This is a genomic window from Micromonospora sp. NPDC018662 (assembly GCF_044391475.1).
In the GTDB taxonomy this organism is placed as follows: domain Bacteria; phylum Actinomycetota; class Actinomycetes; order Mycobacteriales; family Micromonosporaceae; genus Micromonospora.
Genome location: NZ_JBISAC010000009.1, coordinates 106,154 through 118,660, shown reverse-complemented (window position 1 = coordinate 118,660; position 12,507 = coordinate 106,154). Strand labels below are relative to the sequence as shown.

The following is a 12,507-nucleotide window of genomic DNA, read 5'->3' as shown; positions in this document are numbered from 1 at the left end:
GTCGGCGTGTCGCGCCGAAATCCTGGATTTCCGAACGCTTGTTCTGATAGATGGTACGCCGCACTCGAACAGATGTTCCATCCCGGCGTCCCGTGACCGGGGGTGCCGGACCGGCGTTGGTCTCCTCGGCGGGTGACGCGCCGGACACGCCGGCCAACTTGACCTCGCTGGGGGGACGGCATACGGTCAACCCCTAGATGTAGTAGTCACATGGGCGTAAGTTGCCTACAGGTTGGGTTCAACTACCGAACGCACTCCCGCACCGCGCACCCGGCGACGGCCATCGACGATGGCCCCGCCGTGTCGACGCGTGCCCGGGAGTCGGTAGGTGTGCCCGTGATCGATCAAGGAGGTCGGGCGATGCGGTGTCCGTACTGCCGGCACGCCGACTCCCGGGTGGTCGACTCGCGGGAGGCCGACGACGGCCAACTCATCCGGCGGCGACGGTCCTGCCCGGAGTGCGGCAAGCGGTTCACCACCGTCGAGGAGGCGGTGCTCGCGGTGGTCAAGCGCAGCGGGGTGACCGAGCCGTTCAGCCGCACGAAGATCATCGGCGGGGTGCGCAAGGCGTGCCAGGGCCGGCCGGTCGACGACGACTCGATCGCGCTGCTGGCACAGAAGGTCGAGGAGACCGTACGCGCCAAGGGGGCGGCGGAGATCCCCAGCCACGACGTGGGGCTGGCCATCCTCGGCCCGCTGCGTGACCTCGACGAGGTGGCCTACCTGCGGTTCGCCAGCGTCTACCGGTCGTTCGACTCGCTCGCCGACTTCGAGCACGAGATCGAGACGCTGCGGGCCGCCGCACGCGCCCGGGGGGGCGCCGACACGCCGTCGGCCGATGCCGCCGGCGCGATCAACTGACATCTCCGATTTCTGACAGGTTCGACCAGGCGCGGTGGGTCACCGCGCCGACGAGGGGGGCGAGGGCGTGACGACCAGCAAGTCACGGAACAAGGCCGGGGCGGGGCTGAAGATCGAGCGCGTCTGGACGACCGAGGGGGTGCATCCCTACGACGAGGTCGCCTGGGAGCGCCGCGACGTCGTGATGACGAACTGGCGGGACGGCTCGATCAACTTCGAGCAGCGCGGGGTGGAGTTCCCCGAGTCCTGGTCGGTCAACGCGGCCAACATCGTGACCACGAAGTACTTCCGGGGCGCGGTGGGGACCCCGGAGCGGGAGTGGTCGCTCAAGCAGCTGATCGACCGGGTGGTCGACACCTACCGCACCGCGGGCGAGGAGTACGGCTACTTCGCCGCCCCGGCCGACGCCGAGGTGTTCGCGCACGAGCTGACCTGGATGCTGCTGCACCAGGTGTTCAGCTTCAACTCGCCGGTCTGGTTCAACGTCGGCACGCCGTCGCCGCAGCAGGTCAGCGCCTGCTTCATCCTGGCCGTCGACGACTCGATGGACTCCATCCTCGACTGGTACAAGGAGGAGGGGCGGATCTTCCAGGGCGGCTCGGGCGCCGGGGTCAACCTCTCCCGCATCCGGTCCTCGAAGGAGCTGCTCTCCTCCGGTGGCACCGCCTCCGGCCCGGTCAGCTTCATGCGCGGCGCGGACGCGTCCGCCGGCACCATCAAGTCCGGCGGCGCCACCCGGCGGGCCGCCAAGATGGTCATCCTCGACGTCGACCACCCGGACATCGAGGAGTTCGTGGCGACCAAGGCGCGCGAGGAGGACAAGATCCGCGCGCTGCGGGACGCCGGGTTCGACATGGACCTCGGCGGCGCGGACATCGTCAGCGTGCAGTACCAGAACGCCAACAACTCGGTCCGCGTCTCCGACGAGTTCATGACCGCGGTGGAGAACGGCGGCGGCTTCGACCTGCGCGGCCGGCTCGACGGGCAGACCATCGAGACGATCGACGCCAAGAAGCTGTTCCACACCATCTCCCAGGCCGCCTGGGAGTGCGCCGACCCGGGCCTGCAGTACGACGACACCATCAACGACTGGCACACCTGCCCGGAGACCGGGCGGATCACCGCGTCGAACCCGTGCTCGGAGTACCTGCACCTGGACAACTCCTCGTGCAACCTGGCCTCGCTGAACCTGATGAAGTTCCTCCGCGCCGACGGCGGCTTCGAGGTGGAGAAGTTCGTCCGGTCGGTCGAGTTCGTCATCACCGCGATGGACATCTCGATCTGCTTCGCCGACTTCCCGACCGAGAAGATCGGTGAGACCACCCGCGCCTACCGGCAGCTCGGCATCGGGTACGCCAACCTGGGCGCCCTGCTGATGGCCACCGGCCTGCCGTACGACTCGGAGCAGGGGCGGGAGGTGTCCGCGGCGATCACCTCGCTGATGACCGGCACCGCCTACCGCCGTTCCGCCGAGCTGGCCGGCATCGTCGGCCCGTACGACGGCTACGCCCGCAACGCCGAGCCGCACAAGCGGGTCATGCGCAAGCACGCCGCCGCCAACGACAGCATCCGGCCGACCGGCACCGTGGGCACCGCCGTGCAGCGCGAGGCGACCAAGCAGTGGACGTTGGGCAACAAGCTCGGCGACCGGTTCGGTTGGCGCAACTCGCAGGCCAGCGTGCTCGCCCCGACCGGCACCATCGGCCTGATGATGGACTGCGACACCACCGGCGTCGAGCCGGACCTGGCGCTGGTCAAGTTCAAGAAGCTGGTCGGCGGCGGCTCGATGCAGATCGTCAACCAGACCGTCCCCCGCGCCCTGCGCAGCCTCGGCTACCCCGAGGAGCAGGTCGAGGCGATCGTCGAGCACATCGCCGACCACGGGCACGTGGTGGACGCCCCGGGCCTGAAGCCGGAGCACTACCCGGTCTTCGACTGCGCCATGGGCGAGCGCTCCATCGCGCCGATGGGCCACGTGCGGATGATGGCGGCGGTCCAGCCGTTCATCTCCGGCGCCATCTCCAAGACGGTCAACATGCCGGAGCAGGCCACCGTCGCGGACGTCGAGAAGATCTACTTCGAGGGCTGGAAGCTCGGCCTGAAGGCACTGGCGATCTACCGGGACAACTGCAAGGTGGGCCAGCCGCTCTCGGTCGCCAAGCCGAACAAGGCAGTGGTCGAGGCGGCCGTCGAGGCCGCGGTCGAGGCCGCCGCCGTCGAGAAGGTCGTGGAGAAGGTCGTCGAGTACCGCCCGGTGCGCAAGCGGCTGCCGAAGAAGCGCCCGTCCCAGACGGTCTCCTTCTCGGTCGGCGGCGCCGAGGGCTACCTCACCGCCTCGTCCTACCCGGACGACGGCCTCGGCGAGGTCTTCCTCAAGATGTCGAAGCAGGGCTCGACGCTGGCCGGCGTGATGGACGCCTTCTCGGTGGCCATCTCCATCGGTCTCCAGTACGGCGTCCCGCTGGAGACGTACGTCAGCAAGTTCACCAACATGCGCTTCGAGCCGGCCGGCATGACCGACGACCCGGACGTGCGGATGGCCGCCTCGGTGATGGACTACATCTTCCGTCGTCTGGCGCTGGACTTCCTGCCCTACGAGCGTCGCGCCGAGCTGGGCATCTTCACCGCCAAGGAGCGGGCCGCCCAGCTCCGGGCCGAGGCGGAGGCGGAGGCGAGCGGTGCGGACCTCACCGCGATGGCCTCCTCCGCCCCGGTCGAGTCGCCCGAGCCGAAGACCGGCCCGGTGGCCCAGCCGGCGCAGGAGCTGGCCGACGTCGCCGCCGCCAAGCCCGCGCCGACGGTGGGCTCCAGCACCGAGTTGCTGGAGGCCGTCATCGGCAAGGCCGCGGACGCGCCGCTCTGCTTCACCTGCGGCACCAAGATGCGTCCGGCCGGTAGCTGCTACGTCTGCGAGGGCTGCGGCTCCACCAGCGGCTGTAGCTAAGAGTTTCACCGCACGTCCGGCGAGCGCGGCAGGGGGGTCCCTGCCGCGCTCGCGGCGTTCGTGCCCCGCCCGCGCGGTCGGGGAGCACATGGTCGGGGACGCCTGTCGAGCTGAGAGCGCAAACGACTCACCGGCGCCCGGCCCGATCCCACCAGGCAGTGGGCACCGTCACAGACCCGGGTCGCGCGGCGAACTGCGATGCTCGGGGGATGAGTACCGCCGACACCTACCGGATGTTCGCCGACCGCGAGGCCCGCGACGTGTCCCCGGCGTACGAACGGTTGTCGCGGGCCGTGGCGCGCGATCCGGAGCTGCTCGCGTTGCTCGACACGCTCCCACCGGCGAAGCGCCAGCCGAACCTGCTCCTCGGCGTGGTCCGGCTGCGCGGCGGCCCGGTCGACGACCCGGCGGCGTTCCGCGCGCACGTGCTGGCGCACTGGCCGGAGATCGCGGCGCAGATGCGGGTCCGGGCCACGCAGACCAACGAGGCCGGACGCTGCGCGGTGCTGCTGCCGGTGCTCGCCGCGTTGCCGCAGCCGTTGGCGCTGTTGGAGGTCGGCGTCTCCGCCGGCCTCTGCCTCTATCCCGACCGGTACGCCTACCGCTACGGCGACCGGCTGGTCGGCGACGGCGAGCCGGTGCTCGACTGCACGCTCACCGGCGCCGCACCGCCGGACCGGCGGCCGGAGGTGGTGTGGCGGGCCGGGCTCGACGTGCACCCGCTCGACGTCACCGACCCGGCGGACCTGGCCTGGCTGGACGCGCTGATCTGGCCGGAGCACACGCATCGTCGGGAGCGGCTGCGCGCCGCGGCGGCGGTCGCGGCGACCGACCCGCCGCTGCTGGTGCGCGGCGACCTGGTCGACGACCTGCCGGCGCTGGCGGCGCGCGCCCCGGCCGGCGCGACGCTCGTGGTCTTCCACAGTTCCGTGCTCTACCAGGTGCCGCCGGCCAGCCGCGCGGCCTTCACTGAGCTGGTGCGCACGCTGCCCGGGCACTGGGTCGCCAACGAGGACCCGGCCGTGCTGCCGTACGCGGAGATGCCCGCGCCGCCGGACGACGGGTTCCACAACGTGCTCGCGCTCGACGGCCGCCCGCTCGCCTGGACCCGGGGCCACGGACAGGCGGTCACCTGGTTCGCCCCGGTGCGGCCGTGACCACGCGCCCGGCCGCCGTCGACGCGTTCGCGCGGGAGGTGGCCGCGCTCGGCTGGGTGTCCGACCTGCTGGTGGCCGGGTCGCTCGCCACCGGCGGGTACCGGCCCGGCGTCAGCGACCTGGACCTGGTAGCGGTGGTGGACGGACCGGTCGACGCGACCCGGCAGGCCGAGCTGACCACCCTGCACCGCCGGTTCGACGCCGGCCCCGCCGCCGGGTTGAACCTGGGCTGCGTCTACGTCGAGGCCGCCGCGGTCGACGATCTCGGGGCACGTCATCCCACGTGGACGCACGGGCAGCTCGTCCAGCGGATCCTCTCGGGCATCACCCGGGCCGAGCTGGTCCGGCACGGCCACGCCCTCTTCGGCCGGCCACCGGACGCGGTGCTGCCAGCCATGACCGACGACGACGTACGCGCGGCGGCCCGCGCCGAACTGACCGGCTACTGGGCCTGGGCGGCCCGCCGGCCCTGGTTGTGGCTGGACCCCGGCCTCGCCGACCTCGGGCTCACCTCGATGGCCCGGGGGCGGCACGCGTTGCGGCACGGCGACCTGATCGGGAAGAACCGGGCGATTCCCGCCGTCGCCGCCCCGTCCTGGCTGATCGACCAGTTGAGGGCGCGCCGCCGGGGCGAGCGGGTCACCTCACCCCGGCTCCGTACCGCGCTCATCGCCTGGTCGGACGCCCGCCGAACCGTCGCCACGGCCCGACGGGAACCGGACCGGCCGGCCGGCCCGAACGGCGGCTGACCGGCGAGTCGCCCGTCGACCCGGCTCAGCCCGGCAGCGAGTCGACCGCGGCGGCGAGCACCCCGCGCAGGTCGGCCTCCGCGCCGGTCGGCAGCGTCCGGGGCTCAACCACCTGGTACGCGACGTGCACCTGGTAGTGGTCGCCCCGCCAGGCCCAGCCGTCGAGCCGGGTCTCACCGCCGTCCCAGGGGTGTACCGCCACGCAGGAGATGTCACCCGGTCCGGTACCGGTCGGGTCGGCGGCGATCCGGGCGCACCGGTCCCGTCGCCACCGGTCGTCGTACATGCCCTCGGCGTCGACGGCCACGGTGACGACCAGGTCACCGCGCATGGCGGTGCCGCTGGTCAGGTCGACCGCGCACTCCCGCGAGCCGCTGCGGTCACCCAGGTTCGCCGAGGCGCTGGGCGACGCGCCGGGCGCGAGCCGGGCCAGCAGGTCGGCCGGGAGCAGCGCGCAGGGGTCGCGCAGTTCGTCAGGCGTCGCCGTCCCGTCGGTGGCGCAGCCGGCGGCGGCCAGCAGCGCACCGGTGACCACGACTGCCGCGGTCGATCTCGTCATCTGTCCTCCTTGGACGGTCGCGGCGACGGTAACAGCGCCACGCCACCCCGGATCTCGCGGTCCGCACCCGTCCACCTCCCGACCCACCCACCCGTCCGTCCGCCCTGTTTCCGGGAAAGTGAGCGTGGGGTGGGGTGGGCGGAGCGGGCCGGTAGGGTCGCGGGGTGGCCGAACCGCGCTGGCTGGCCGAGACCCGGGACGCCTACGACACCGTCGCCGAGGACTACGCACGGCTGCTGCCCGACGTGGTGGAGCCGCCGCTGGACCGGGCCGTGCTCACCGCGTTCGCCGAAACGGTGGGGCCGGGCCGACCGGTGCTGGAGGTCGGCTGCGGCACCGGCCGGATCACCGCCCACCTGCGCCGCCTCGGCCTCGACGTGGCCGGCATCGACCTGTCGCCCGGCATGGTGGCGGTGGCCCGCCGGACCCACCCGGAGCTGCGCTTCGACGTCGGCTCGATGACGGAACCGTTCGCGACCGACGCGTCCCTGGCCGGGCTCGTCGCCTGGTACTCGATCATCCACCTTCCGCCGGAGCAGCTGCCCGAGGTCTTCGCCGGCTTCCGCCGGGCGCTCGCCCCGGGCGGCCACCTGCTGCTCGCCGTGAAGGTCGGCGACCGGGTCGACCGGCGATCACGGGCATACGGGCACGCCGTCGAGTACGACGTGCACTGGCTGGCGCCGGAACGCCTGGCCGCGCACCTCACCGGCGTCGGGCTCACGGTCACGGCCACGCTGGTCCGCGCGCCGGTGGCCGCCGAGCGCCAGCCGCAGGCGTTCCTGCTCGCCCGGCGCCCGGCGGCCTGACCCGGGCCGTCAGCGTCGGCGCGGCGTCACCGACACCTGTTCGGCGATCGCGATCACCTGCGCCGCGGTGAGCCGCAACGGCGCCTGCACGTTGACCACCACACCGCCCGCCACCTCGGTCTGGAGGAACCACATCTCCTCGGCGCGGACCAACCGGGCATCGCGCCCGCCGACCGTGACCGGTCGCTCCTCCACCGCCCCCATCACGGTGTGCAGCAGGTCCGGGTCGCGGCCGGCCACCACCTGCACGGTGAGCGTGTCGTCGGCAGACGCGCCGCGCAGCGTGAGGATGGTGTCGTCCTTGAACGCGGCGATCTGCCATCCGCGAGGTGCGAGCCGCACCCGCAGGGGCACCGGCTGCGGTTCGTCGACGAGGTCCCGGGCCAGCCGCAACAGCGCGTCGTCCTCGGCGAACCGGCCGTGGCCGGTCAGCGACACCCACTGACCCGGCCGCCGTTCCCACACGACATCGAGTCGGCGCGGTTCGTCGGGATCCGGTTCCTCGTAGAGTTCGGCCGGCCGGCCGGCGATGGTGACCGTGCGCCACGTCTTCGCGATTCGAGCCGGCCGGCTGGCCCACACGAAGAGGTAGACGTCGTCGGCGGCGCCGCGGGAAAGGTAGACGGCGAGGAACTGACCGGGGGCGTAGCTGTAGCCGGGTGGCCCCAGCACCGCCGGTCGCGACCGCAGCGTCAGCGGGAACTCGGGCACGGTCACCGCCACCAGCGTGATCGGCTCCGCCGGGCGGTCGACCGGACGCGCCGCGAGACCGACGCCCGCCGTGACCGCCACCGCCGCCGCGGCGGCCCCCACCAGCAGGGTCCGCCGCCGCAGCGGCAGGACGGTCCGGCGTGCCGGCGTGGCCGTGAACTCCATGACCAGGCGGTCCCGCGCGTGGCTCAACGTCTCGGCCGACGCCTCCGGAGCGTCCGGCCCGTGCGTCCGCAGCAACGTGATCTCGTTCATGTCGGCTCCTCCACGGTGAGCGCGAGACGGGTCAACCGGCGAGCCCGGTGCAGGCGGGACCGGACGGTGCCGACCGGAACGTCGAGCACGGCCGCGATCTGCTCGTACGACAGGTCCGCCCAGGCGGTCAGCAGCAGGACGTCCCGGTCCCGCCGGTGCAGCGAGGCGAGCGCCGAAGCCAGGTCACGCCGCAGGGCCTGGGCGTCCAGCCGGTCGATGGCATCCTCGGTCACCGGTGGCGTCGACTCCGTGGCGGAGAGCCGGGCCAGCGCCCGGTAGCGGCGTTCCTCCGAGCGCACGTGCCGGCGCAGCAGGTTGGTGGCGATCCCGAACAGCCACGGCCGCACCCCGACGTCCGGCCGGTAGCCGGCCCGGCGCCGGAACGCGACCAGGAACGTCTCGGCCAGCAGGTCGTCGGCCGGCGGACCGATCCGACGGGCGAGATAACGGTGTACGGCGACGGCGTGCCGGTCGAACAGCGGCGCGAACCGTTCCGGTTCGGTGCGGGACCGGCGGATCAGTTCCCCGTCCGTCGGCTCGTCGGGCGGCCTGGCCTCGGGTTGCCCGCGCTCGTGGGCCTCGGCTCGGTGCATCTTGGTCACATCCGTTCATGCCCGGTCGGCCCGAACCGGTTCACGGGGCACGGCTGAGGAGTGTTAAGCGGGGGCCCCGCCTATGCGGAAAACGTTAAGAAGGGGCCCCTCCTTACACTTCAGCGGTGGGTGAGGAGCTGGCGGACCGGCCGTTGACCGAGCCGCACCCGTCCCGGCTGCCGCCCGCGCACCCGGCGCGGGAGTCGATCCTGGCGGCGCACGCCGCCGCGCTGGCCGCCGGGGAGGCCGGCTACCTCGACCCGGAGACCGGGCTCTTCGTGCTCAGCGCCGGATTCCTGGCCCGGCGCGGCACGTGCTGCGGGCGAGGATGCCGGCACTGTCCGTACGTGGCCGATTAGGGCCTTCCGTCCCTGTCGTCCGCGCCGTACGGTGTCCGACGGAACTCCGGCGGGCCGGCCCCGCCGCCGACCACGGAGGTCTTCCCGTGCGTGCCCGTACCTGGCTGGCCGTCTCGGCCGTCCTGCTCGCCACCGGTTGCGCCGACGACAGGTCCCCGGTGGCCGTGCCGGCGGCCCCGCCACCGGCCGGACCGGCCGCCGCCGCCTCGTCCGGCGGGGCGTGCCGACTGCTCGACTTCGCGGTCATCGCCGCGCACACCGGCGGCACGTTCGACGTGGCCGCCGCCACCGACCAGGGCGACACGCACACATGCGTGGTTCGCGCCCAGGGGGCGGTGCTGCCGGAACTGACGCTCGCGGTGACCGACACGTCGATCGACGCGGCCACGTTCACCGCCGACGTGCAGCCGCGCGGGGCGGCGACTGTCGCCAAGCTCGGGAAGGTCGCCTACCGGCGGACGCTGCCGAAGACCGCCAACGCCGGCCCGGTCGCCGAGGTGGGCTGGCTGGCCGACGAGGATCGCCTCGCCAGCCTGCGCTGGACCAGCCCGAAGGGCACCGCCGCGGCGGAGGTGGCGCAGGCGACCGGCAAGTTGGTCGCGCTGGCCAAGGTGATCGACACCCGGCAGTTGTGAGCCAGCCGACCCGTCAGCGGGCCGCGACGAAGACGCGGGAGGCCACCTCGCGGGGCAGCCGCACCCGGTCGCCGGAGCGGTCGATCGAGACGCCGTCGCGCTCCTGGGCCACGGTGACTGTCGCGCCCGGGTCGACGCCCGCCGCGTGGAGCTGCCGGAGCACGTCCGCGTCGGTCTGCACGCTCTCGCAGATCCGCCGCACCACCACCGGGCCGGACAGGCCGGGGAAGGCCAGGTTGCGCTCGCCCTCGACGGTCTCGGCCGGGTGCTGGCCCGGGTCGCCCAGCTCCTCCAGGCCCGGGATCGGGTTGCCGTAGGGGGACCGGGACGGGCGGTTGAGCAGGTCGTAGACCCGCTTCTCCACCGCGTCGCTCATCACGTGCTCCCAGCGGCAGGCCTCCTCGTGGGCCTCCTCGTAGGGCATCCCGATCACGTTGACCAGCAGCAGCTCGGCCAGCCGGTGCTTGCGCATCACCGAGACGGCGGTGTTGCGGCCCAGCGCGGTGAGGGTCAGGTGCCGGTCGCCCTCGACGGTGAGCAGACCGTCGCGCTCCATCCGGGCGACGGTCTGGCTGACGGTCGGGCCGCTCTGCCGCAGTCGCTCGGCGATGCGGGCACGCAGCGGCGGCACACCCTCCTCCTCCAACTCGAGGATGGTGCGCAGGTACATCTCGGTCGTGTCAACCAGGTCGTGCTTCACGTCAGCGGCCTCCCGGCGTCCGATGCTACCCGTAACCACCGACGCTCCACCGCAGGCGAAGCGGGAGGTCGATGGCGGGATGGTGTTGACTGGGTCGCATGTCCGGAACCGCAGAGCTGCTGGTCGAGCCGGACCGGCTCGCCGCCGAGCTCGACCGCGCCGACCCGCCCGTCCTGCTCGACGTCCGCTGGCGGCTGACCGGCCCGCCCGGCCGCGACGACCACGCCCTCGGCCACCTGCCCGGCGCCGTCTTCGTCGACCTGGACACCGCGCTGTGCGGGCCGCCGGGCGCGGCCGGCCGGCACCCGCTGCCCGACCCCGCCGCGTTGCAGGCCGCGCTGCGGGCCGCCGGCGTCCGCGCCGGTCACCCGGTGGTGGTGTACGACGGCGGCGACGGGATGTCCGCCGCCCGGGCCTGGTGGACGCTGCGCTGGGCGGGGCACCGCGCGGTGCGGGTGCTGCACGGCGGCTTCCCGGCCTGGGTCGCCGCCGGACTGCCGGTGGACACCGCGACGCCCACCCCGGCGCCCGGCGACGTGACCGTCGCACCGGGCGCGCTGCCGGTGCTCGACGCCGGGCAGGCCGCCCGGCTCGCCGCCGCCGACGACGGGGTGCTGCTCGACGTGCGGGCCGCCCCGCGCTACCGGGGCGAGAACGAGCCGGTCGACCCGGTCGCCGGGCACGTGCCGGGCGCGGTCAACCTGCCCGCCCCGGAGTACGTCACCGAGGGCCGGTTCCCGGCCGCCGAGGCGCTGCGCGCGCGTTTCGCCGCCGCGGGGGTGACCGCTGACGCGCCGGTCGGGGCGTACTGCGGCTCCGGGGTGACCGCCGCGCAGGCGGTGCTGGCGCTGCACCTGGCCGGCCGGCCGGACGCCGCGCTGTACGTCGGCTCGTGGAGCGAGTGGGTGACCGACCCGGCCCGGCCGGTGGCGACCGGCGGGTGAGCGCGCGGCTGGTGGGCGCGTCCGGGCTCGCGTGCGACGATGGCGGCATGGCCGACGACACGGTGGTGGTGTGGGACTCCGCCCTCCTCGCCTACGACATGGGTGACCATCCGCTCGACCCGGTCCGCGTCGAGCTGACCATGGCGCTCGCCCGCGAGTTGGGGGTGCTCGACCGGCCCGGGGTGCGCCTGGTCAAGCCCGAGCCGGCCGACGACGCGCTGCTCACCCGGGTGCACGATCCGGCCTACCTGGACGCGGTCCGGGCCGCGCCGGGTGACCCGCTCTTCGCCGGCTTCGGGCTGGGCACGTCGGACAATCCGGTCTTCGACGGGATGCACGAGTCCAGCGCGCTGATCGTCGGCGCCACAGTGGCCGCGGCCGAGGCGGTCTGGCGGGGCGAGGCGCGGCGCGCGGTGAACGTGGCCGGTGGCCTGCACCACGCCATGCCGGCCCGGGCGGCCGGCTTCTGCGTCTACAACGACCCGGCGGTGGCCATCGCCCGCCTGCTCGACCTGGGTGCGGAGCGGATCGCGTACGTCGACGTGGACGTGCACCACGGCGACGGGGTGCAGGAGGTCTTCTACCGGGACCCGCGGGTGCTCACGGTCAGCCTGCACGAGACCCCGCTGGCGCTCTTCCCCGGCACCGGTTTCCCGGACGAGACCGGCGGGCCGGGCGCGGAGGGCAGCGCGGTCAACGTGCCGCTGCCGCCCGGGGTCGGTGACGCCGGCTGGCAGCGGGCGTTCCACGCGGTGGTGCCGTCGGTGCTGCGCGCGTTCCGGCCGCAGGTGCTCGTCACCCAGTGCGGGGCGGACGGGCACCGGGCCGACCCGCTGGCCGACCTGCACCTGTCCGTGGACGGGCAGCGGGCCACCTACCGGGCGTTGCGGGCGCTCGCCGACGAGCTGTGCGACGGCCGCTGGGTGGCCACCGGCGGCGGTGGGTACGCGCTGGTCGAGGTGGTGCCCCGGGCCTGGACGCACCTGCTCGCGGTGGCCACCGGCGAGCCGCTGGACCCGGCGACGCTCACCCCGCCGGGCTGGCGGGAGCTGGCCGCGCGCCGGCGGCCCGGGCACGACATCCCGCTGCGGATGACCGACGACGTCGACCCGGAGTTCCAGCCGTGGCAGCCCAGCGGCGAGCCGAACGCGGTGGACCGGGCGGTCGCGGCCACCCGCAAGGCCGTCTTCCCGCTGCTCGGGCTCGACCCGCACGATCCGCGCGACTGAGCCGG

13 protein-coding genes are annotated in these 12,507 nt (G+C 73.8%); 9 read left to right on the top strand and 4 right to left on the bottom strand.

Annotated features, from left to right (window positions below; all coding sequences use genetic code 11):
- The first annotated feature begins 360 nt into the window (after positions 1–360).
- The 4 genes from nrdR to ACH495_RS23960 all read left to right on the top strand — a co-directional run bounded on the left by nrdR (position 361) and on the right by ACH495_RS23960 (position 5,711).
- Complete coding sequence (gene nrdR / locus ACH495_RS23975; protein WP_396859940.1) at positions 361–861, top strand: transcriptional regulator NrdR; 501 nt, start codon at positions 361–363, stop codon at positions 859–861.
- Between the two features lie 34 nt (positions 862–895).
- Complete coding sequence (locus ACH495_RS23970) at positions 896–3,805, top strand: vitamin B12-dependent ribonucleotide reductase (protein WP_396859939.1); 2,910 nt, start codon at positions 896–898, stop codon at positions 3,803–3,805.
- A gap of 209 nt (positions 3,806–4,014) precedes the next feature.
- Complete coding sequence (locus tag ACH495_RS23965; RefSeq protein WP_396859938.1) at positions 4,015–4,962, top strand: DUF2332 domain-containing protein; 948 nt, start codon at positions 4,015–4,017, stop codon at positions 4,960–4,962.
- A complete protein-coding gene (locus ACH495_RS23960) occupies positions 4,959–5,711 on the top strand; it encodes a nucleotidyltransferase domain-containing protein (protein WP_396859937.1) in 753 nt (250 codons plus the stop codon). The genes ACH495_RS23965 and ACH495_RS23960 overlap by 4 nt, the downstream gene beginning before the upstream one ends.
- A 25-nt stretch (positions 5,712–5,736) precedes the next feature.
- On the opposite strand, the gene ACH495_RS23955 is transcribed toward ACH495_RS23960, so the two are convergent.
- Complete coding sequence (locus ACH495_RS23955) at positions 5,737–6,270, bottom strand: hypothetical protein (RefSeq protein ID WP_396859936.1); 534 nt, start codon at positions 6,268–6,270, stop codon at positions 5,737–5,739.
- Between the two features lie 164 nt (positions 6,271–6,434).
- On the opposite strand from ACH495_RS23955, the gene ACH495_RS23950 reads away from it, so the two are divergent.
- Positions 6,435–7,076, top strand: coding sequence for a class I SAM-dependent DNA methyltransferase (locus tag ACH495_RS23950; protein ID WP_396859935.1), 642 nt, complete (start codon positions 6,435–6,437; stop codon positions 7,074–7,076).
- A gap of 9 nt (positions 7,077–7,085) precedes the next feature.
- Here ACH495_RS23950 and ACH495_RS23945 read toward each other — a convergent pair whose 3' ends face one another.
- Entirely contained in the window at positions 7,086–8,042 is a 957-nt protein-coding gene (locus ACH495_RS23945) for a hypothetical protein (RefSeq protein ID WP_396859934.1), read from the bottom strand.
- The gene (locus tag ACH495_RS23940) at positions 8,039–8,635 is read right to left on the bottom strand and encodes an RNA polymerase sigma factor (protein ID WP_396859933.1); all 597 of its coding nucleotides are present in this window, start codon (positions 8,633–8,635) and stop codon (positions 8,039–8,041) included. The genes ACH495_RS23945 and ACH495_RS23940 overlap by 4 nt, the downstream gene beginning before the upstream one ends.
- A 125-nt stretch (positions 8,636–8,760) precedes the next feature.
- On the opposite strand from ACH495_RS23940, the gene ACH495_RS23935 reads away from it, so the two are divergent.
- Entirely contained in the window at positions 8,761–8,994 is a 234-nt protein-coding gene (locus ACH495_RS23935) for a DUF5522 domain-containing protein (protein WP_396859932.1), read from the top strand.
- 86 nt (positions 8,995–9,080) lie between these two features.
- Positions 9,081–9,629 (top strand): hypothetical protein, encoded by a 549-nt coding sequence (locus tag ACH495_RS23930; RefSeq protein ID WP_396859931.1) that lies wholly within the window; start codon positions 9,081–9,083, stop codon positions 9,627–9,629.
- Positions 9,630–9,642: 13 nt separating this feature from the next.
- Here ACH495_RS23930 and ACH495_RS23925 read toward each other — a convergent pair whose 3' ends face one another.
- Positions 9,643–10,329 carry a metal-dependent transcriptional regulator gene (locus tag ACH495_RS23925; protein WP_278107029.1) on the bottom strand — a complete coding sequence of 229 codons (687 nt, stop codon included), beginning with the start codon at positions 10,327–10,329 and terminating at the stop codon, positions 9,643–9,645.
- Between the two features lie 98 nt (positions 10,330–10,427).
- On the opposite strand from ACH495_RS23925, the gene ACH495_RS23920 reads away from it, so the two are divergent.
- Together ACH495_RS23920 and ACH495_RS23915 are read left to right on the top strand one after the other, a co-directional pair.
- Entirely contained in the window at positions 10,428–11,273 is an 846-nt protein-coding gene (locus tag ACH495_RS23920) for a sulfurtransferase (protein WP_396859930.1), read from the top strand.
- Between the two features lie 47 nt (positions 11,274–11,320).
- The gene (locus tag ACH495_RS23915; protein WP_396859929.1) at positions 11,321–12,502 is read left to right on the top strand and encodes an acetoin utilization protein AcuC; all 1,182 of its coding nucleotides are present in this window, start codon (positions 11,321–11,323) and stop codon (positions 12,500–12,502) included.
- The last annotated feature ends 5 nt before the right edge of the window (positions 12,503–12,507 follow it).